We start from the raw sequence: 19,007 nt of genomic DNA on the forward strand, positions 1-19,007 counted from the left end.
GGTCACTGGCCCAGCACCACCCGCGCCATGCCGTCCAGGGCCGGGTTGTCCGGATGCCAGTAGCCGGTGTGGCCGTACCGACCGCTGGGGAAGGTCCGGCCGCCGAAGGTCGGCTCGGCCGGGTCGCGTCCGAACCAGCGTTCGTCGCCCGGCCCGGCCAGCATCCCGGCGATCGTGATGACCGGGGAGGTGCCGAGCACCGCCTGCCGGACCAGGTCGTCCGGCGGGCGGGTCAGCCGGATCACGTCGTCCGGCGCGGTGCTGGCCCACACCTGCCCGGGTGGCACACCCAGCTCGGCGGCGTGCGTCACGCCGACCCCGGGCGAGCCGAGGAAGACCAGCGCGTCCGCGGCGAGCCCGTGGTCGCGGGCGGTGGTGCCCACCACCAGTGACCCGTAGCTGTGCCCGAGCACGGTCTGCCGGGCCGGCGGACCGTCGTGGGTGGCCCGCAGCCCCTCCTGGAACCGGTGCAGCGCCTCGCCGGCCGCGCGGGCCTGCTTGTCCCGAGCCGCTTCGTGGAGGAAATCCGGGGCGTCGTAGTCCAGCCAGAGCACCGCCGAGGTCTCCTCGCCCGGCGCCAGCTCGGCGCAGCGGGACAGCACCCGGGCCGCCCGTCCCAGCTCGTCGGTGGCGTCGTCGAGCCCGGCGGTCATGCCCGGCACGTACGTCAGGACGCCGGTGGCCCGGTCCGGATTGCCGAGCGCCACCACCGTCCGCCCTTCGCCGCCGATTGCCAGCCCGAGCAGGTAGGCCCGGGGTGGCTGGGACGAGTCCAGCCGGTCGGCGAGCTCGTCCAGGCCGGCCAGGGCCGCGTTGACGCGGCGCAGCCCGGCCAGCTCGGCCGGTCCGCGCGGCACCCGGGCCAGCAACCGGCCCCACTCCGCGCGCAACTCCTCCCGCCGGGCCCCCAGCAGCGACCGGTTGGCCTGGTCACGAGCGTCGGCGGGGACTCCGTCCAAACCGGCGACCAGCTCGGGTTCGTGCCGCACGAGCCAGCGCCGCTGCGCCGGAGTGAGCCCGGCCCACCAGAGGTTGACCAGGGCGGGATCCGTGCCCGGGGCGGGCCGGTCCGGTGGCGGCGGGGCTACCCAGCCGGACGCGGCATCCGCCGCCAGCTGACCGAGTCGATCGGCCGCCTCCCGGTCGGCGGCCGTCGCCAGGGCGAGCGCGTCGTGGACGGCCGCGGCCACCGGGACCACCGTGGGACCGGCCCGGTCGGCCGGCACCCGGCTCGGGTCGGGGCGTACTCGTCCCCACCTGTCGATCAGCACTCCGGCGGTGTCGGCGAGGGCCACCGCCGCGGTCAGCCGGGCCCGCGCGGCCGCCAGCCGCGCGGCGAACTCGGCGAGGACCTGGTCGACCTCGATCACGGCCGGCACGAGCGTGATCAGTTCGGCGCGCAGGCCGGAGAGCCGGGACTGGGCCGACCGGCCGGCCCGGCCCGACCAGCCCGGGCGCAGGGCCGTGGCGTCCTCCGCCAGCTCGCCGGCCCGCCGCTCGGCCGGCCCGGCCAGGCTTGCCCAGGCCGTGCCGGCGGCCTGCCAGGCAGCCGGATCTACCGTGCTGAGCTGCGCGTAGCCGACCTGTGTCGACGGCCGCTGCGGCACCGAACCGGTCATCGGCCCAGGCCCGACAGGCGGTTGGCGGCCCGTGCGTCCACCGACTCGTACGCCCCGGCGGCGGCGCGCATCGCGGCCCCGGTGTCCGTGATCCGGCCGCCGAGCCGGCCGGCCCACCCGTGCACCGCCTCCTCCAGGGTCGCCAGCGCTGCGGCTGCCGACCACTGCGGTGCCGGCGCCGTCAGTCCCGGCACGCCGGCCACCAGCCCGTGGGCCAGCCGGTGGCCGGTGTCGCCAAGCGACCCCCCGACCCGGCGTAGCAGCTCCGGCCGCACGGTCAACTCCTCGTCGGTCATCCGCCCTCCCACCCTTGGCACCTGCGCCGACGACGCTAGGCGGGGCCGGGCACCGTGGGCGTGCCCTGTGGACAGCCGGCGGTGGGCGTACCTCCGGACTGTCCACAGGCGTTGACCGGTGCGCGGCCGGCGGCTATCTTGCGGCCCACGCGCCGGTAGGGTGGGCCGCGTGATCGTCGCTGTCGGTATCGACGTCGTGCTGGTCGACCGGTTCGCCCGGGCGCTGGCCCGCACGCCGCTGCTGGTCGAGCGGCTGTTCACCGAGGCCGAGCGGCACACCGCCGGTGGCGGTCCGCGATCCCCGGAGTCGCTGGCGGCCCGTTTCGCCGCGAAGGAGGCGGTGGCCAAGGCCCTCGGTGCCCCGGCCGGACTGCGCTGGCACGACTGCGAGATCGTGCCGGACGCCGACGGGCGACCCTGGTTGACCGTCACGGGCACGGTCGCCGCGGCGGCCACCGAACGCGGCATCGGTCGTTGGCATGTCTCGCTGTCGCACGATGGCGGGATCGCCTCGGCCATGGTGGTGGCGGAGAGCTGAGCGTCGGACGCGCCGGGCGCGGGAAACGAGGTGGGGCATGAGGCCGGTCTGGCGGGTGGCGGACGTGCGGACGGCGGAGCAGGCGCTGATGGCCACGCTCCCGCCCGGCACGCTGATGCAACGCGCCGCCGCCGGGCTGGCCCGCCGTTGCGCGCTGCTGCTGGCCGATCGGGGCGGGGTGTACGCGGCACCGGTGCTGCTGCTCGTCGGCTCCGGTGACAACGGCGGCGACGCGCTGTACGCCGGCGCCCGCCTGGCCCGACGCGGGGCGGCCGTGTCGGCGTTGCTGCTGCGCCCGGAGCGCGCTCACGCCGAAGGGCTGGCCGCGCTGCGGGCGGCCGGCGGCCGGATCGTGGACCGCCCGCCGGCCGTGGTCGACCTGGTGCTCGACGGCATCGTGGGCATCGGCGGCCACGGTGGGCTGCGGGAGACCGCCGAGCAGTTGGCGGCGAGCCTGGTGCGGCACCGGGGCCGGGACGGTGAACGGGCGACGGTGGTGGCGGTGGACGTGCCCAGCGGCGTGGCGGTGGACACCGGGGCGGTGCCGCTGACCGCGTCCGGTCGGCCCAATGCTGTCCGGGCCGACGTGACGGTGGCCTTCGGCGCGCTGAAGCCGGCGCTGGCGGTCGGACCCGCCGCCGCGCTGGCCGGGCAGGTCGAACTGGTGGACATCGGGCTGCGACCGTGGCTGCGGGGCAGCCCGGCGCTGCGGGTCGTGGAGTGGTCGGACGTGGTCGACTGGTGGCCGCGGCTCGGCCCGGCCGCGGAGAAGTACTCCCGGGGCGTGGTCGGGGTGGCCACCGGGTCGGCGGCATACCCTGGTGCGGCGGTGCTCTCCGTCGGCGGCGCGCTGGCCGGGCCGACCGGCCTGGTCCGCTACGCCGGGGGTGCCCGGGACGAGGTGCTGCGCGAGCATCCCTCGGTGATCGCGTCCGGTGGGGTGGTCGACGCCGGCCGGGTGCAGGCCTGGGTCTGCGGCTCGGGGCTGGGCACCGACGAGCGGGCCGGCGCGGAGCTGCGGGCCGTGCTCGCCGCGCCGGTGCCGGTGGTGCTGGACGCCGACGCGCTGACCCTGCTGGTGGACGGCTCGCTCGCGGAGCAGTTGCGCCGGCGCGACGCACCCATCGTGGTGACCCCGCACGACCGGGAGTTCACCCGCCTCTGTGGCGAGGAGCCCGGCGCCGACCGGGTCGCCGCCACGCTGCGACTGGCCGCCTGGATGAACGCCGTGGTGCTGCTCAAGGGGGACCGCACGGTGATCGGCACGCCGGACGGCCGGGCGTACGTCAACCCGACCGGCACCCCGGCGCTGGCCACCGGGGGCACCGGCGACGTCCTGGCCGGCCTGCTCGGCTCGTTGCTCGCCGCCGGCCTCCCGGCGGAGCGCGCCGCCGCGGCGGCGGCGTACCTGCACGGCCTGGCCGGCCGCGAGGCAGCTCGCTCCGGCCCCGTCACCGCACCCGATGTCGCCACCGCCTTGCGCCCCGTGCTCGCCCGGCTGCCCTGAGCGCTGACCTGCCCGGGATGGCCTGGGGTGATCAGCGGGGAAAGTAGGGTGGGGGCATGTGGCAGGCCGAGGTGCGCGTGGATCTTGACGCGATCCGGGAGAACGTGAGTCGGCTGCGGGCCTTGACCACCGCCGAGCTGATGGCGGTGGTGAAGGCCGACGGCTACGGCCACGGCATTGTCCCGGCCGCCCGCGCAGCCTTGGACGCCGGGGCGGACTGGCTCGGGGTCTGCACCCTGGACGAGGCGCTGGCGCTGCGCGCGGCCGGCATCGACGCCCCGGTGCTGGCCTGGCTGCTCGCGCCGGGACTGCCACTGCACACCGGCGTCGCGGCCGACGTTGACCTGGGGGTGGCGAGCCTGCCGCAGCTGGACGAGACGGTCGAGGCGAGCCGGCACGCGGGACGTGCGGCCCGGCTGCACCTGAAGATCGACACCGGGCTGTCCCGGGGCGGGGCGACGGTCGCCGACTGGCCGGCCCTGCTCGACGCCGCCGCCAAGGCGCAGGCCGACGGGCTGGTCGAGGTGGTCGGGGTGTGGAGCCACTTCGTCTACGCGGACCTGCCCGGTCACCCGACCATCGACCGGCAGTTGGCCGTCTTCCACGAGGGCCTGGCCATGGTCGAGCGGGCCGGGCTGCGCCCGCGCTACCGGCACCTGGCGAACTCGGCCGCCACGCTGACCCGGCCCGACACCCACTTCGACCTGGTGCGTCCGGGGCTGGCCGTCTACGGCCTCTCCCCGGTGGCCGGGGAGACCTACGGGCTGCGCCCGGCGATGACCGCCCGTGCCCGGGTCATGCTGACCAAGCGGATCCCGGCCGGCACCGGCGTCTCGTACGGCCACACCTACACCACGCAGGGCGAGGCGAACCTGGCCGTGGTGCCGCTCGGCTACGCCGACGGGGTGCCACGGCACGCCTCGAACACCGGGCCGGTGCAGCTCGGTGGGGCCCGACGGACCATCGCCGGCCGGGTCTGCATGGACCAGTTCATGCTCGACTGCGGCGACGATCCGGTGGCCGCCGGCGACGTGGCCACCCTGTTCGGCGACGGCTCCGACGGTGCGCCCACCGCGGACGACTGGGCCGAGGCGGCCGGCACGATCAACTACGAGATCGTCACCCGGTTCGGCAGCAGCCGGGTCCCGAGGGTCTACGACGGTGAGTGATCGGCAACTCGTGCCCCGGCCGCGGACCGGCGCCGGGAAAGCGGCCGGTCTGGTCGGCGCCGCGCTCGGCGTGGCCGCTGCGGTGACCGCCGTCGGGGTCGCCACCGAACGCGCCCTGGTCCGTCGGCTGAAGGCCGACCCCACCGACCCGTACGCCGACGAGGTCTTCGGTGCGCAGTGGCACGACGCGGCGTACCGGTTGGAGATGCCCGACGGCACCGACATCCACGTCGAGGTGGTCGAGCCGACCCGGCCGGTCGAGGGCAACCCGACGGTGGTGCTGGTGCACGGCTTCTGCCTGGACATGGGCACCTTCCACTTCCAGCGCAAGCTGCTCACCGAGCGGGGCGAGCACCGGATCGTCGCGTACGACCAGCCCGGGCACGGCCGGTCCGGGCGGCTGGAGAGCGGTGAGTACGACCTGATGACGCTCGGGCACACGTTGCGCCGGGTGATCGACGAGGTCGCTCCGGACGGGCCGCTGGTGCTGGTCGGTCACTCGATGGGCGGCATGACCATCATGGCGCTGGCCGAGCTGTACCCGGAGATGTTCGGCGACCGGGTGGTGGGCACCGTGCTGATGGCCACCTCGGGCGGGCTGCTGGCGGAGACGAAGCTGGTCGCGCCGGCTCTGCTCGGCCGGGTCGGTGGTCCCGTGCTCAACGTGGCCGGCAACGTCACCCGGTACGGCGGTGCGGTGATCGACCGGGCCCGTCGCTCGACCAGCAACGTGGCCTGGCTGCTCACCCGTCGGTACGGCTTCGGCACCAGCAGACCGAGCCCGGCGTTGGTGTCCTACGTGGAGGCGATGAACTCGCGTACCTCCGCCGACACGGTGACCCGCTATCTGCGTACCCTCGCCACGCATTCGCGCTATCCGGCGCTGGCCGCGCTGGAGGGGACGCCCGTGCTGGTGATCGTCGGGGACAAGGACATGATCACGCCGATGATGCACTCGGAGGAGATCGTCCGGCGGTTGCCGCACGCCGAGTTCGTCAAGATCCAGGACAGTGGGCACGTGGTGATGCTGGAGCACGCAGACGACGTCAACGCGGCGCTGATCCGCTTTCTCGACACCTGCGAAGGGGCACGGCGATGATCCGGGTCGAGCTGCCGACCGTCGCGGACACGCACGCCTTCGGGCGGCGGCTGGCCGGCCTGCTGGGCGCCGGCGACCTGGTGCTGCTCACCGGCCCGCTGGGCGCCGGCAAGACCGCGTTGACCCAGGGCGTCGGCGCCGGGCTGGGGGTTCTCGGCGACATCACCTCGCCGACCTTCGTGATCGCCCGGGTGCACCGGCCGGACCCGACCGGTGGGCGGGGGGTGGCGCTGGTGCACGCCGACGCGTACCGGCTCGGCGACGCGAGCGACCCCCGGGCCGAGATCGATGACCTCGACCTGGACGCCTCGGTCGACGAGTCGGTGACCGTGGTCGAGTGGGGCGAGGGGCTGGTCGAGCAGCTGGCCGAGGCGCATCTGCGGATCCGGATCGACCGGCGGGACGACGACACCCGGGTGGTCGAGCTGGCGCCGGTCGGCGGCGACTGGGCGCGACGCCTGGCCGCCCTGGGCTGAGGGCTGTCGTACCCGGTGCCTAGAGTGCGCGGGACGACTGCGAAAGGTTGCCGATGCCCGACGTTGCCCCGCTGGACCTGCTCGCCCTGCTGCCGGAAAGCTGGCGGACGGCCCTCACCCCCCACCTCGACCCGGCCCGCGCGGCCGCGCTGGGTGAGTTCGTCGCCCGGGAGTACGCCACCGCCACGGTCTTCCCGCCGGTCGAGGATCTCTTCTCCGCCTATCGGCTCTGCGCGCCGTCGGACTGTCGGGTGCTGATTCTCGGCCAGGATCCCTACCACCGCGCCGGCCAGGCGCACGGGTTGAGCTTCAGCGTGCGCGAGGGGGTCTCGGTGCCGCCGTCGTTGCGCAACGTCTTCAAGGAGTTGGGCGAGGATCTGGGCGTGCCGAAGCCGGGCAGCGGCAATCTCGACGGCTGGGCGGCGCAGGGCGTGCTGCTGCTCAACTCGGTGCTGACCGTGCGGCAGGGCACCCCCGGCTCGCACGCCAACCGGGGCTGGGAGGAGTTCACCGACGCCACCATCCGGGCGCTCGACGCCCTTCAGACGCGAGTGGTGTTCCTGCTCTGGGGCGGCTACGCGCGCAAGAAGGCGGCGCTGGTCAGCAACCCGCGGCACGTGGTGCTGGAGGCGGGCCACCCCAGCCCGATGAACCCACGCGGATTCCTCGGCAGCCGCCCGTTCAGCGCGGCCAACAAGGCCCTCGCCGACGCCGGCCTGCCCACGATCGACTGGGAGCGCTCAGCCGGCTGAGCGGCTCCGGTAGCGGCGCAGCAGCTCGGCGGAGCGCGGGTCGGAGAGTTCCACCTCCACGAGTGGCACCACCCGGTAGGTCCGCTCGCCGTGGCGGATCTCGATCGGCTCCGGCAACTCGTCGCACATCATCGCCCGGATCTCGCCGTACCTGGTCAGCCACCGGTGTTCGCCGGGCTCCTCCGGCTCCACGTGCAGTCCACCCCACTCGCTCCAGCGCGCGTTCCAGCGCTGGGCGTAGACAGAGATCAACCATCTGGTGAAGGCGCCGGAATCCCGCCAGCGTACGGCGATCTCGATCCCGTCGGCGGGCACCGGCGCCCCCTGGAGGATCGCCGCGGTGCTGCCGGTCAGCAGGTACGGCAGGTCGCCGAGCGCACGCTGGACCCGGTCCAGTGGCAGATCCTCGATCCGATCGGCCAGCGGACGCGCGGCCAGTTCGGCCAGCCGGTCATCGAGGTGCGCGTCGAGCGGCTCAACCCGCACCGCGAGCTGTAGCTCCAGCGCCTCGAAGACACGTTCGACCAGCCCAAGGCTGGGCAGGCGGTGCCCCTTTTCGAGATTCGCCAGGGTGCCCTGACTGAGGCCGGCCAACTCGGCCAGGGCCTGTTGGGTCAGCTGCTGGTTCTCCCGCTCCCGACGTAGGGCGGTGGCGATCTGCACAGCGAGACGACTTCCGGTCATCCCCGAATGCTGATCCATCCCGCGCTCGCTTGATGTCGCTCAGACGTATTCACGTCAGACCCCAGCGAAGGTGTCGCTGCCGTCGTCGGGCGCGATCCGCACCCGGGCCGGGTTCGGGACCGGTCATCCGGGGCCGGTGATCGGGGGCCGGTCGGCCGCCGGAGGCGGATAGCCCGATGAGCGTCATGTCACACAGACATATTCATGTCTGTGTGACATGACGTCGATAAGGGAAGTTGGCAGGCCTACATAGCGCAAAGTGACGGGATACGCGCGGGGCCGGGGCGCTGGCGGTGGCCGTGCGGGCTCGACCCGCGGTGGACTGCCGGTCCGATGAAGGGGCCGGTCCGGTGGGGCTAGGGTGGTTCATTGTGCTCGTACTGGTGGTGGACAGCTCGACCCCGGCGGTGACCGCGGCGTTGGTCGAGGTCACCGCGAGTGGCGTCACGACCCGGGCGCAGCGGTGCACGGTCGACGCCCGGGCGCACGGCGAGCTGCTCGCCCCGCAGGTGGACGCGATACTCGCGGACATTGGTGCCCGGCCGGCCGACCTGGGTGCGATCGTCGCCGGGCTCGGCCCCGGCCCGTTCACCGGACTGCGGGTGGGGCTGGTCACCGCCGCCACCATGGGCCAGGTGCTCGGCGTTCCGGCGTACGGTGTCTGCTCGCTCGACGCCATCGGTCACCCGGCGGCGGCCGGCGAGCCGGTGCTCGCGGCGAGCGACGCGCGACGCCGGGAGATCTACTGGGCGGTCTACGACGGCGCCGGCCAGCGCCTGGCCGGGCCGGAGGTCGGCGCGCCGGCGGTCGCCGCCGAGCGGGCCCGGGAACTGGCCGTGACCGTCGCGGTCGGCGACGGTGCGCACCGCTACGCCGACGCGCTCGGGCTGCCGCTGCGCGCCGAGCCGCGCTACCCGGACGCGAACGCGCTGGCCGTGCTGGCCGCCGAACGCATCCGCGCCGGTGCGCCCGGGGACCCGCTGACTCCGCTCTACCTGCGCCGACCGGACGCCGTCGCGGCGACCGCGCGCAAGCCGGTCCTGCCATGAGCGCACCGCAGCCAGGGGCCGCCACCAACGAGCCCCAGCCAGGGGCCGCCAGAAGTGAGCCGCGGCTCGGGCGCTTCCGCTGGTGGCACATCGACGAGGTGCTGCCGATCGAGGCGGACCTCTTCGGCGCGGAGCAGTGGTCGGCCGCGATGTTCTGGAACGAACTCGCCCACGGCCACTTCTACCGGATTGCGACCGACGACGAGGGTGCGGCGCTCGGTTACGCCGGGCTGGCGCTGGCGGCTCCGGACGAGGCATGGGTGCAGGTCGTCGCGGTGCGCCGGGACGCGCAGCGCCGGGGAATCGGGCGGCTGCTGCTGGAGGCGCTGCTGGCCGAGGCCGCCCGGCTGGGCGTACGCACCGTGCTGCTGGAGGTCGCGGCGGACAACGCGCCGGCCCAGCGGCTCTACGCGATGTACGGGTTCGAGCCGATCGGCGTACGCCGTGGCTACTACCAACCGAGCAACACCGACGCGCTGGTGATGCGGCGCAACCAGGACTGAGAAACCCATGGCAGACGAACCACTGATCCTCGGCATCGAGACCTCGTGCGACGAGACCGGTGTCGGTGTCGTACGCGGGCACACCCTGCTCGCCGACGCGCTCGCCTCCAGTGTGGAGCAGCACGCCCGGTTCGGCGGGGTGGTGCCCGAGGTGGCCAGCCGGGCGCATCTCGAAGCCATCGTGCCGACCATGGAACGGGCACTGACCGAGGCGGGGGTGACGATCGCCGACATCGACGCGATCGCGGTCACCGCCGGCCCGGGTCTGGCGGGTGCCCTGCTGGTCGGCGTGGCGGCGGCCAAGGGGTACGCGGTCGCCGCCGAGAAGCCGATCTACGGGGTGAACCATCTGGCCGCGCATGTCGCGGTGGACACGCTGGAGCACGGCCCGCTGCCCGAGCCGGCGGTCGCGCTGCTGGTCTCCGGCGGGCACTCGTCCCTGCTGCTGATCGACGACCTGGCCCGGGGCGTGACGCCGCTCGGCGCCACCATCGACGACGCGGCCGGTGAGGCGTTCGACAAGATCGCCCGGCTGCTCGGTCTGCCGTTTCCCGGCGGGCCGTACATCGACCGGGAGGCCCGGGCCGGCGACCCGGCGGCCATCGCCTTCCCGCGCGGGTTGACCGCGGCGAAGGATCTCGCCCGGCACCGCTACGACTTCTCCTTCTCCGGCTTGAAGACCGCGGTGGCCCGCTGGGTGGAGGCGCGGCAGCGGGCCGGCGAGCCGGTCCCGGTCGCCGACGTGGCGGCCTCCTTCCAGGAGGCGGTCTGTGACGTGCTGGTCGGCAAGGCGCTGGACGCCTGCCGGAGCAACGGCGTCGAGACCCTGGTGATCGGTGGGGGAGTGGCGGCCAACTCGCGGCTGCGGGCGATGGCGGAGCAGCGGGCCGCCCGGCAGGGAATCCGGGTGCGGGTACCCCGGCCCGGGCTCTGCACCGACAACGGCGCGATGGTGGCGGCGCTCGGCTCGCACCTGGTCGCCGCAGGGGTCGCGCCGAGCCGGCTCGACCTGCCCGCGGATTCGGCGATGCCGCTGACCACGGTCAGCGTCTGAGGAGGGACGGCGACGTGATCGTACGGATGTGGGAGGCGCGGGCGGAGCCGTACGCGCTCGCCGACCTGATCACCTGGGTCTGCGACACCGCCCTGCCCGAGTTCGAGCATGACCCGCTGCACCTGTCCAGCGAGGTCTTCTCCTCCACCGACCACCGGGTCGTGGTGATCTCGAAGTGGCGCAGCAGTCCCCGGCCGCTGCCCGATCCGCCGGTGATGCTGCTCGCCCGGCCCGCCCACTCGTGGGACTTCACCCAGGTCGACCGCTGAGCCGGGTACCGATCGTCCGGCTCAGCGGATGGTCACCGTGGTGGTGGCGGTGGAACGGTCGATGTCGCTGGTCCGGGCACTGATCCGCAGCGTCCAGTCGCCGGCCACCGGGAAGTGCATCTCGGCGGTGACGTGGTGCGGCTCCAGCGCGAACACGTCAACCGTGATCGGTTCGATGCCCGACTCGGGCAGGGCGGCGGTGACCGTCCACTCCGCCACCGGCAACTCCTTCGCCTGTGGCGTGTAGACGTAGGCGTGCAGGCTGTTCGGGGCGCCGGCGATCGCCGGGTAGATGTCGAACTGGAGGGTGAACAGGTCGGTGGTGAGCGACTGCGCGATGCCCTCCCGGGTCACCCCGTCGGCCGGGGTGCCGGCCGTACGACCCGGCGGGGTCTGCACCAGCACCGCGGTCAGCGCCAGCACCACCGCGGCCGCGGCGAGTTCGACGCCGGCCGCTCGGGCGACCAGCCGGGGCGATGTGGCGGCGACGCGCCGCCGGATCAACCGTCGCTGCCAGGCCGCCACGGCCAGGACCCCGGCCAGCAGCGCGGCCTTGGCGCAGAGCAGGCGACCGTACGCGCTGCCCAGCAGCGCCGCCGGCCGGCCCAACTCGATCGCGGCCTGCACCACCCCGGCGGTGACGAGCCAGGCCACGGCCAGCGTGGCCCACCTCGACCAGGCCGGCAGGATCCGGGCGAGGAGCCGCTCGTGAGTGCCCCGGAGCAGGAAGACGGTGAGGGCGAGCAGCCCACCCAGCCAGACGGCGACCCCGGCGATGTGCACGGTGGTCAGCACGATGCTCACCGGCGGCACCGGCGAGGCGACCGGATGCCCGGCGAGTGGCCAGGTGAGCAGTCCGGCGACGCCCACCACGGCCAGTGCGCCGATCCGCCGACGCCCGGCGGTGCCCCGGGTGACCGCCGGCAGCAACGCCGCGGCGAGCGCGAGCAACGCCAGGCGTACGGCCAGCAGCAGTCCGACGTCGGTGTCGGCCACCGCCCGCAGGTCGGCCAGGGAGAGTTGCCCGATCGGCGCGCCGACCACCTGCGCGGCCTGCCCGACCCAGGTACCCACCGTGGCGGCGGCGACCAGACCGAGCCCGACCAGGGCCATGACCGTCGCGCCCTGCCGGGACCGACGCCGGGGCCACAGGGCCACGGTCAGCAGCGGCGGGCCGACCGCCAGCAGCAGGCCCAGGTAGCCGAGGTACTTCACCACCGGCACCAGCGTCCGGGCCGGCGACTCGGTTCCGCCGTCGGCCGGCAGCGGCGGGGTGGCCGACGGCGCACCGGCGGCGAAGGTGAAGCTGCCGGCGACCGGATGGCTGTCCGCCGAGATCACGCGGTAGCTGACCAGGTAGGTGCCGAGCGGCCGGTCGGAGGCCCGCAGCGTGATCCGCATCGTGGCGTCCCGGACCTCCGGGTCGCCGAAGTTGATCCGCTTGCCGTCGGGCGCGAGCACCTGCACCCGGCCGGGCACGGCGGCGACCGGCTCGCTGAAGGTCACCAGCACCTCGCGCGGCGCGTAGCCGAGAACCTCGTCGCGCTGCGGGGTGGTGTTCACCACGACGGCGTGCGCCGCCGCTGGCCCGGTGGGGCCCAGGGCGAGGCAGAGCGTGGCCAGGATCAGCCCGAGCAGGGCCACAGCCCGGGTGCGCGCAGCCATCGGTTGGCGGCTCAGGAGCGGCGGAACAGGCGGAACGTGAGGAATCCGCCGACGCCGAGCGCGCCGAGGAAGATCGCCCAGATCACGGTGTTGCTGACGCCCACCTGCGGGCCGCTGTTGGCCTGCGCGGCGGCGAGCAGCCCGTCGTTGCCGGGCGCGGGCAGCGCGGCGGGCGGCAGTTCGGCATAGCGGACCAGGCCGGTGCTCTCCAACATCACCATGTGATCACCGACGAAGGTGTTGGCCGCGTTGGCCAGGTCGCGGATGACGTCGTTGCGGGTGCTGGCCCGGACCGCGCCGATGACCGGAAAGATCTTGCCGTGCGCGACCCGCAGGCGGGTTACGAAGATCTGGTCGAAGCGGGCGCCGGTGGCGTCCTTCATCTCCTTCAGCCACTGCTGCTGCTCGGCGCTCGGCTGGTTCGGAATCACCGCGCCGAGCTTGTTGGCGGCCTCCACGGTGAGCCGGTCGAGTTCCTCGTGCTGCTTGGCGATCTCGGCACCGACCTCCCGGACGACCCGCGACTGCCCCTTCTCGGCGGCCATCTGCCCGGCCGGCATCTCCCAGAGCCCGGCCATCCGTACCCCGTCGAGCAGGGCCTGGTCGGCCGCGGCGAGTTGCTGGCCGACGGGCGCGGCCAGTGCCGCCCCGGGCAGCACGACGAGAGCTGCGGCGATCGTGGTGAGCAGCACCGCCAAACGACGGGACCGGTTGCCCTGCCGACGACGAGCGGAATCCAGCGGTGCCATGTCTGCGGCGCCTCCTCGACACGAAAACCGATCAGCTACGTGACGGGCACCCGTAGCCGCCGGCCGCCCGTCCGCACACTGGTACGGATCGTCCGGCCGATCAGTTCACCGTTTCCGAAACCGACTCCTGTTCGTCCGGTCGGTCGAGGTCAGCCGATGTCGAGCGGGTCGGCCAGCAGCCGCTCGAAGGCGAGTTCGGCGGCGCCGATCAACGGGGCGTCCGCGCCGAGCTTCGGCGTACGCAGCCGTACGTGCTCCAGGCAGGCGGGCAGCCCGTTGCAGTTGAGCCGGCTGCGGATCTGGGCGGCGGCGGCCAGGTAGAGGTCCCGCATGGTGCCGCCGAAGATGACCATCTCCGGGTTGAAGATGTTGACCAGGTTGGCCACGCCGAAGCCGAGCCAGTCGCCCGCCTGGCGTACCGCGGTCTGGGCCCGGGCGTCACCGTTGTCGGCGGCGTCGAAGACCGCCAGTACCGCGTCCCGGCCGCGGGCGTCGGATCGACCGGCGGCCCGGAGCAGAGCGTGCTCGCCGATCTCGGTCTCCCAGCAGCCCCGGTTGCCGCACTCGCAGCGCGCCCCGTCCGGGACCACCACCATGTGACCGACCTCGCCGCTGTAGCCGCCGTGCCCGGTCAGCCGCCGCCCCCCGGCGATGATCCCGGCCCCCACGCCGACGTCGCCGTAGAGGTAGATGACGTTGTCGCAACCGGCCGCGGCGCCCCGGGCGTGCTCGGCGAAGGCGGCCACCTCGGCCACGTTGCCGACCAGGACCGGCACGTCGACGCCGAGTTCGCTGCCGAGCGTGGTGCCGATCGGCTCGTCCACCCAACCGGTGGTCGGACCGAGCCGGACCAGCCCGTCGTCGCGGCGCACCATCCCGCAGACCGCCACCCCCGCGCCGACGCAGACGGCATCCGCCGGCAGCGCGTGTCGCATCTCCTTGACCGCCCCGGCCAGCAGCGGCGCGACCTCCGCCGCGCTCAGGCCGCGCGGCCGGTCCAGCTCCCGACGGTCGAGCACGGCACCGCCGAGACCGACCCGCGCGGCCCGCAGCCGGTCCACCTCGATGCTGCAGGCGTACGCGAAGACCCGGGCCGACTCGGGCCGGACGACCAGCGACGGCCGTCCGGCCCGGCCGGTTTCCTTCGGCGCACCCTCGACCACCAGGCCGGCCGCGGCGAGGTCGGCGGTGAGCGCGCCGATGGTGCTCCGGTTCAGCCCCAGCGTGTTGGTCAGCTCGGCGCGGGTGGTGGCGCCGTGCACGTGCACGTGACGCAGCAGGGCACCGAGGTTCTGCCGACGGATCTCGTCCTGGCTGGGTCCTGTGCGCATGGGGCCTTACTACTTTCGGGTGGTGCGGATCAGCGGTTGCCGGTGGCGGCTGCTCGCCGTCGGGACAGCGCGTCGACGCTGGCCGCGAGGAGCAGCACCACGCCGGTGACCACGTACTTGACGCCCGAGCTGTAGCCCATCAGGCCCATGCCATTGTCGATCACCGCCACCACGGCGCCGCCGAGGACCGCGTCGAGGACCCGGCCCTTGCCGCCGAAGAGGCTGGTACCGCCGATCACCGCCGCGCCCACGGCGTAGAGCAGCACGTTGCTGCCGCCGGTGTTCGGGTCGACGGAGTTGGCCCGGCTGGCGGCGACGATGCCCCCGAGCGCGGCCATCGTGGAGCAGATCACGAACACCGAGATCCGGATCCGGTCCACGTTGATGCCGGCCCGGAGGGCGGCCTCCTTGTTGCCGCCGACCGCGTAGATGTGCCGGCCGTAGCTGGTGCGCTGAAGCACGAAGGTCCAGAGCACGAGCAGCGCGGCGATGACCGGCACCACGATCGGCACGCCCTTGAGCGAGGTGATCAGCACGTTGCGGCTGCGTTCCAGGTTCAGCACGTAGACGGCGACGCCGAGGACGAGGGCCAGTACGCCGATGCGGGTCAGCACCACCGCGAGTGGGTCGTTGACCAGGTCGCGTGCGGCCCGTTTGCGATGGCGCGCCAGTTGCACCACGGCGAAGCCGGCGACCGCGAGCGCGGCCAGGGCCCAGCCCAGCGCCGGCGGCAGGTTGCGGTTGGCGATCGCCACCAGCACCGGGTCGCGGACGGAGATGTTCCGGCCCTCCTCCATCAGCAGCAGCACCAAGCCCTGGAAGGCGAGGAAGCCGGCGAGGGTGACCACGAACGAGGGGATGCCGACCTTGGCGACCAGAAAGCCGAGCGCGGTGCCGATCACCATGCCGGTGAGCACGGCGGCAACCACCGCGACGTACCAGGGGTGGCCCAGGACGGTGACCACGTTGGCCAGCACCGCCGCGCAGACGCCGCTGGCGAAGCCGGCCGACAGGTCGATCTCACCCAGCAGCAGTACGAAGACCAGGCCCATCGCGATCAGCGTGACCGCTGCACCCTGGGTGAACAGGTTGGCGAAGTTGCCCGCGGTGAGGAACGACGGTCGCATGATCGAGAAGATCGTGCAGAGGACGACCAGTCCGCCGACCGCGGGCAGCGCGCCGATGTCGCCGCCGCGTACCCGACTCCAGTAGCCACGGGCGTGGCTGCCGATGGTGGGTGCCGACGCGACCGGGGTCGATCCCTCCTGCTTGACGGCGGTGGTGCTCATGAGACGCCCTCCGTGGTGGTGCGGTCGGCCGACGCCGCGCCGTTGCCGTTGGCGCCCGTTTCGGTGGCGAGCCCGAGCCCGCCGGAGCGACCGGCGGTGATCAGCTCGACCACCTGGGCGTGGGTGATGTCGGTGGTCCGCACCTGGGCGACCATCTGGCCGAGGTAGAGCGCGGCGATCCGGTCGGAGACGGCGAAGACATCGTTCATGTTGTGCGAGATGAGCACGACGGCCAGGCCGTTGTCCGCCAGCCGTCGGACCAGTTCGAGCACTTGGGCGGTCTGCGCGACGCCGAGTGCGGCGGTCGGCTCGTCCAGGATCACCAGCTTGCTGTTCCAGAGCACCGCCTTGGCGATCGCCACTGTCTGGCGCTGACCGCCGGAGAGGCTGGAGACGTGCTGGCGCAGCGACTTGACGGTGCGTACCGAGAGCCCGGCCAGGGTCTCCGCGGCCATCTGTTCCATCGTCGGCTCGTCGAGCATGATGCCGTTGCGCTTCTCGCGGCCGAGGAACATGTTCTGCACGATGTCGAGGTTGTCGCAGAGCGCGAGATCCTGGTAGACGACCTCGATGCCGAGCTCGGCGGCGTCGCGCGGGCTGTTGATGCTCACCGGACGGCCGTCGAAGACGAACTCGCCGGCGTCGGTCGGGTAGATGCCGCTGATGCACTTGACCAGGGTCGACTTGCCGGCGCCGTTGTCGCCGACGAGCGCGGTCACCTCGCCCGGGTATGCGGAGAGGGCAACATCACGCAGGACCTGGACGGGACCGAAGCTCTTGTCGATCCCGCGTAGCTCCAGCAGTGGGGTCGCGGACACGGGGGTCTCCTTATTCACGCAAGGGAGATCGGGGCCCGTCCCAGCGGCGTCGCGCCGCCCGGCACGGGGTTGCCGTGCCGGGCGGCGCCGCCTGGGCGGGTGCGGTCAGCTGATGCCCGCGTCGGTGCAGAGCTTTGCGAAGTTGCCGGTGCAGACCTGTTCCTTGGCCACGTAGCCGTCGGCGATGACGTCCTTGACGTTCTCCTTGTAGATCGCCACCGGGGTGAGCAGGACGGACGGCACGTCCCGGCCGCCCTCCGGGTCCTTGACCGTCTGGCCGGTCTCCTTGCGCTCGCCCTTGGCCAGTGCGATGGCCAGCTCGGCGGCGGCGTCCGCCTCCTTCTTGACCGCCTTGTAGACGGTCATGCACTGGTCACCGGCGAGGATGTTCTGCAGCGCCTGCGGGTCGGCGTCCTGGCCGGTCACCGGGACCTTGCCGTTGAGCTTGTTCTTCTTGAGCACCGAGATGACGGCGTTACCGAGGCCGTCGTTCGCCGACAGCACTCCGTCGATCTTGCCGCCGGTCCTGGTGAGCTGCTGCTCGAAGATGGTCGCGGCCTGCGTGTTGTCCCAGGCCGGCACGGAGTCGTCGGCGACCTGGGTGTACTCGCCGGCGTCGAACTTCGGCTTGAGCACCGAGTCGTAGCCGTTCCTGAACAGGGTGGCGTTGTTGTCGGTCGGGGAGCCGTTGAGGTACGCGATCGCCGGCTTCTGCACCTTCGCGTCGGTGAGGCACTTGACGAGGCCTTCGCCCTGGAGCTTGCCGACGGCCTCGTTGTCGAAGCTGACGTAGTACTCCGCCGAGCCGCCGAGGGTGAGGCGGTCGTAGTCGATGGTGGCCACACCCTGCGACTTGGCCTTGTCGAGGACGGCCTTGCCGGTGCCGGAGTCCAGGTTGACGATCATCAGCACGGTGACCCCGCTGGTGATCATCTGGTCGGCGATGGTCTGGAAGGCGTTCTTGTCGCCCTGCGCGTTCTCGATGACCGAGTCGACGTTGGCGGCCTTGAAGGCCTCCTCGAGGAACTTGCGGTCTGCGGTCTCCCAGCGGACCGAGGACGTGCTGTCGGGCAGGATCACGCCGATCTTCGGGGTCTTGTCGGAGCCGGCCTTGTCGCCATCGGAGTCGTTACCGCAGGCCGTCAGGCTGCCGAGGGTCAGCAGACCCACGGCGCCGACGGCGAGGAAACCCTTGCGCATGTGCAGGGTCCTTTCTCGAGGGTGAGAGCTGGTGCCAGGATGCGTTTTGTTGTGCCCGGCAACGTATTCCCCACCACACGGCCAACACAAGACCGCTGCGCCCCCGAGTTTGTTGTCAGCAGTAACAATTCGGCAACGTCACTGCCATCGACCCCGCGCCACCGATCTGCGGGATCAGGCGGTGGCCAGGCGAGCGGTGCGGGCGCCGGTGAGCGTGACCAGGTCCGCCGGGTCCAGTTCGACCTGGAGCCCCCGTCGACCCGCCGACACGTACACGGTGGGGTGGTCGAGGGCCGAGGCGTCCAGCACGGTGGGCAGCCGCTTGCGTTGCCCGAGCGGGCTGATGCCGCCGCGTACGTAACCGGTGACGCGCTCGGCCGTTGCACGCTCGGCCAGCGTGGCCCGCTTGCCGTCCGCCGCCGCAGCGAGAGCCTTGAGGTCCAACGCCCCGGTGACCGGCACCACCGCCACGGTGAGCACCCCGTCCACTTCGGCCACCAGAGTCTTGAAGACCCGCGCCGGTGCGACCCCGAGCACCGAAGCGACCAGCGCGCCGTAGTTCGGCGCGTCCGCCGGGACGTCGTACGGGTGGGTGCGATGGGTGACACCCCGCTTCGCCAGCAGTACCGTCGCCGGCGTACCCCGTCCCGTCACCGTAGTGCCGCCAGGATGCCCCGCCGTTCAGGGCGGGGAGGAATGGGGGCTCGCTTCCTGTCAGCCATGATCGTCTTCTTTTGTAAGATGTGTCGTGTGAGGGCGGCGTACCGGTGTCGGGCTTACCCGACGCCTGAACAAGTGGCGGTGCTGTACCGTACGTTCGGGTGTGTGCGTGTCGTCTGGAATCGGACTCTCGCCGCCCGGCATCGCCGCTGGCACTCCGAATGCAAATCCACCTCCTACGCGGAGACGGACCGGGCGCTCACCGAGGCGAAGAAACTGC

The 19,007-nt window shown here is 73.0% G+C and carries 21 protein-coding genes; 11 read left to right on the forward strand and 10 right to left on the reverse strand.

The window, feature by feature from the left end; genetic code table 11:
- Positions 1 to 2 precede the first annotated feature (2 nt).
- Together IEY61_RS19705 and IEY61_RS19710 are read right to left on the reverse strand one after the other, a co-directional pair.
- Positions 3 to 1,619, reverse strand: coding sequence for an alpha/beta hydrolase (locus tag IEY61_RS19705; protein WP_189046455.1), 1,617 nt, complete (start codon positions 1,617 to 1,619; stop codon positions 3 to 5).
- Positions 1,616 to 1,915: a type VII secretion target gene (locus IEY61_RS19710; protein ID WP_189046457.1), complete on the reverse strand. Its 300-nt coding sequence runs from the start codon at positions 1,913 to 1,915 to the stop codon at positions 1,616 to 1,618. Before IEY61_RS19710 ends, IEY61_RS19705 begins: the two co-directional genes overlap by 4 nt.
- Positions 1,916 to 2,084: 169 nt before the next feature.
- On the opposite strand from IEY61_RS19710, the gene IEY61_RS19715 reads away from it, so the two are divergent.
- The 6 genes from IEY61_RS19715 to ung are packed head-to-tail and all read left to right on the forward strand — an operon-like array spanning position 2,085 to position 7,456.
- Positions 2,085 to 2,453, forward strand: a complete 369-nt coding sequence (locus IEY61_RS19715) for a holo-ACP synthase (protein ID WP_189046459.1) — start codon at positions 2,085 to 2,087, stop codon at positions 2,451 to 2,453.
- A 37-nt stretch (positions 2,454 to 2,490) separates the two neighbouring features.
- On the forward strand, positions 2,491 to 3,960 hold the full coding sequence (locus IEY61_RS19720; RefSeq protein ID WP_189046461.1) for an NAD(P)H-hydrate dehydratase: 1,470 nt from the start codon (positions 2,491 to 2,493) through the stop codon (positions 3,958 to 3,960).
- Between the two features lie 56 nt (positions 3,961 to 4,016).
- Positions 4,017 to 5,129, forward strand: coding sequence for an alanine racemase (gene alr, locus IEY61_RS19725; RefSeq protein WP_189046463.1), 1,113 nt, complete (start codon positions 4,017 to 4,019; stop codon positions 5,127 to 5,129).
- Positions 5,122 to 6,228: an alpha/beta fold hydrolase gene (locus IEY61_RS19730; protein ID WP_189046465.1), complete on the forward strand. Its 1,107-nt coding sequence runs from the start codon at positions 5,122 to 5,124 to the stop codon at positions 6,226 to 6,228. The genes alr and IEY61_RS19730 overlap by 8 nt, the downstream gene beginning before the upstream one ends.
- Positions 6,225 to 6,704 carry a tRNA (adenosine(37)-N6)-threonylcarbamoyltransferase complex ATPase subunit type 1 TsaE gene (gene tsaE, locus IEY61_RS19735; RefSeq protein ID WP_189046467.1) on the forward strand — a complete coding sequence of 160 codons (480 nt, stop codon included), beginning with the start codon at positions 6,225 to 6,227 and terminating at the stop codon, positions 6,702 to 6,704. The genes IEY61_RS19730 and tsaE overlap by 4 nt, the downstream gene beginning before the upstream one ends.
- 53 nt (positions 6,705 to 6,757) lie before the next feature.
- Positions 6,758 to 7,456, forward strand: a complete 699-nt coding sequence (gene ung, locus IEY61_RS19740; protein WP_189046469.1) for a uracil-DNA glycosylase — start codon at positions 6,758 to 6,760, stop codon at positions 7,454 to 7,456.
- On the opposite strand, the gene IEY61_RS19745 is transcribed toward ung, so the two are convergent.
- Positions 7,445 to 8,140, reverse strand: a complete 696-nt coding sequence (locus IEY61_RS19745; RefSeq protein ID WP_189046471.1) for a helix-turn-helix domain-containing protein — start codon at positions 8,138 to 8,140, stop codon at positions 7,445 to 7,447. The genes ung and IEY61_RS19745 overlap by 12 nt on opposite strands.
- A gap of 371 nt (positions 8,141 to 8,511) precedes the next feature.
- Here IEY61_RS19745 and tsaB point away from each other — a divergent pair, with 371 nt between their 5' ends.
- Genes tsaB through IEY61_RS19765 form a run of 4 tightly spaced genes read left to right on the forward strand, consistent with a single transcriptional unit; the run spans position 8,512 to position 11,015 of the window.
- Positions 8,512 to 9,189, forward strand: a complete 678-nt coding sequence (tsaB, locus tag IEY61_RS19750) for a tRNA (adenosine(37)-N6)-threonylcarbamoyltransferase complex dimerization subunit type 1 TsaB (RefSeq protein ID WP_189046473.1) — start codon at positions 8,512 to 8,514, stop codon at positions 9,187 to 9,189.
- Positions 9,186 to 9,692 (forward strand): ribosomal protein S18-alanine N-acetyltransferase, encoded by a 507-nt coding sequence (gene rimI / locus IEY61_RS19755; protein WP_189046475.1) that lies wholly within the window; start codon positions 9,186 to 9,188, stop codon positions 9,690 to 9,692. The genes tsaB and rimI overlap by 4 nt, the downstream gene beginning before the upstream one ends.
- A gap of 7 nt (positions 9,693 to 9,699) precedes the next feature.
- Positions 9,700 to 10,746: a tRNA (adenosine(37)-N6)-threonylcarbamoyltransferase complex transferase subunit TsaD gene (gene tsaD / locus IEY61_RS19760; RefSeq protein ID WP_189046478.1), complete on the forward strand. Its 1,047-nt coding sequence runs from the start codon at positions 9,700 to 9,702 to the stop codon at positions 10,744 to 10,746.
- A 14-nt stretch (positions 10,747 to 10,760) separates the two neighbouring features.
- The gene (locus IEY61_RS19765) at positions 10,761 to 11,015 is read left to right on the forward strand and encodes a hypothetical protein (RefSeq protein WP_189046480.1); all 255 of its coding nucleotides are present in this window, start codon (positions 10,761 to 10,763) and stop codon (positions 11,013 to 11,015) included.
- Positions 11,016 to 11,036: 21 nt separating this feature from the next.
- On the opposite strand, the gene IEY61_RS19770 is transcribed toward IEY61_RS19765, so the two are convergent.
- The 7 genes from IEY61_RS19770 to ybaK form a co-directional block, all read right to left on the reverse strand.
- Entirely contained in the window at positions 11,037 to 12,680 is a 1,644-nt protein-coding gene (locus IEY61_RS19770) for a copper resistance CopC/CopD family protein (RefSeq protein WP_189046482.1), read from the reverse strand.
- An 11-nt stretch (positions 12,681 to 12,691) separates the two neighbouring features.
- Positions 12,692 to 13,429 (reverse strand): DUF4142 domain-containing protein, encoded by a 738-nt coding sequence (locus tag IEY61_RS19775; protein WP_189046484.1) that lies wholly within the window; start codon positions 13,427 to 13,429, stop codon positions 12,692 to 12,694.
- 149 nt (positions 13,430 to 13,578) lie between these two features.
- A complete protein-coding gene (locus IEY61_RS19780; protein ID WP_189046486.1) occupies positions 13,579 to 14,760 on the reverse strand; it encodes an ROK family transcriptional regulator in 1,182 nt (393 codons plus the stop codon).
- Between the two features lie 29 nt (positions 14,761 to 14,789).
- Entirely contained in the window at positions 14,790 to 16,049 is a 1,260-nt protein-coding gene (locus tag IEY61_RS19785; protein WP_189046488.1) for a sugar ABC transporter permease, read from the reverse strand.
- Positions 16,046 to 16,867, reverse strand: a complete 822-nt coding sequence (locus tag IEY61_RS19790) for an ATP-binding cassette domain-containing protein (protein ID WP_189046490.1) — start codon at positions 16,865 to 16,867, stop codon at positions 16,046 to 16,048. The genes IEY61_RS19785 and IEY61_RS19790 overlap by 4 nt, the downstream gene beginning before the upstream one ends.
- Positions 16,868 to 16,972: 105 nt before the next feature.
- A complete protein-coding gene (locus IEY61_RS19795; protein WP_189046492.1) occupies positions 16,973 to 18,067 on the reverse strand; it encodes a sugar ABC transporter substrate-binding protein in 1,095 nt (364 codons plus the stop codon).
- 174 nt (positions 18,068 to 18,241) lie between these two features.
- Complete coding sequence (gene ybaK / locus IEY61_RS19800) at positions 18,242 to 18,721, reverse strand: Cys-tRNA(Pro) deacylase (RefSeq protein ID WP_189046494.1); 480 nt, start codon at positions 18,719 to 18,721, stop codon at positions 18,242 to 18,244.
- 87 nt (positions 18,722 to 18,808) lie between these two features.
- On the opposite strand from ybaK, the gene IEY61_RS32180 reads away from it, so the two are divergent.
- Positions 18,809 to 19,007, forward strand: a 199-nt coding sequence (locus IEY61_RS32180; protein ID WP_373293183.1) for a helix-turn-helix domain-containing protein, incomplete at its 3' end; no start/stop codon positions are given.

This window comes from Micromonospora sonchi (assembly GCF_014646235.1).
Lineage (GTDB): Bacteria > Actinomycetota > Actinomycetes > Mycobacteriales > Micromonosporaceae > Micromonospora > Micromonospora sonchi.

Bases quoted from the DNA above. Each gene is read 5' to 3' on its own strand.
- alr (WP_189046463.1), top strand. From the start codon at position 4,017: ATGTGGCAGGCCGAGGTGCGCGTGGATCTTGACGCGATCCGGGAGAAC.
- IEY61_RS19710 (WP_189046457.1), bottom strand. From the start codon at position 1,915: ATGACCGACGAGGAGTTGACCGTGCGGCCGGAGCTGCTACGCCGGGTC.
- IEY61_RS19795 (WP_189046492.1), bottom strand. From the start codon at position 18,067: ATGCGCAAGGGTTTCCTCGCCGTCGGCGCCGTGGGTCTGCTGACCCTC.
- tsaE (WP_189046467.1), top strand. From the start codon at position 6,225: ATGATCCGGGTCGAGCTGCCGACCGTCGCGGACACGCACGCCTTCGGG.
- rimI (WP_189046475.1), top strand. From the start codon at position 9,186: ATGAGCGCACCGCAGCCAGGGGCCGCCACCAACGAGCCCCAGCCAGGG.
- tsaD (WP_189046478.1), top strand. From the start codon at position 9,700: ATGGCAGACGAACCACTGATCCTCGGCATCGAGACCTCGTGCGACGAG.
- IEY61_RS19785 (WP_189046488.1), bottom strand. From the start codon at position 16,049: ATGAGCACCACCGCCGTCAAGCAGGAGGGATCGACCCCGGTCGCGTCG.
- ung (WP_189046469.1), top strand. From the start codon at position 6,758: ATGCCCGACGTTGCCCCGCTGGACCTGCTCGCCCTGCTGCCGGAAAGC.
- IEY61_RS19770 (WP_189046482.1), bottom strand. From the start codon at position 12,680: ATGGCTGCGCGCACCCGGGCTGTGGCCCTGCTCGGGCTGATCCTGGCC.
- IEY61_RS19745 (WP_189046471.1), bottom strand. From the start codon at position 8,140: ATGACCGGAAGTCGTCTCGCTGTGCAGATCGCCACCGCCCTACGTCGG.
- IEY61_RS19780 (WP_189046486.1), bottom strand. From the start codon at position 14,760: ATGCGCACAGGACCCAGCCAGGACGAGATCCGTCGGCAGAACCTCGGT.
- IEY61_RS19775 (WP_189046484.1), bottom strand. From the start codon at position 13,429: ATGGCACCGCTGGATTCCGCTCGTCGTCGGCAGGGCAACCGGTCCCGT.
- IEY61_RS19705 (WP_189046455.1), bottom strand. From the start codon at position 1,619: ATGACCGGTTCGGTGCCGCAGCGGCCGTCGACACAGGTCGGCTACGCG.
- IEY61_RS19720 (WP_189046461.1), top strand. From the start codon at position 2,491: ATGAGGCCGGTCTGGCGGGTGGCGGACGTGCGGACGGCGGAGCAGGCG.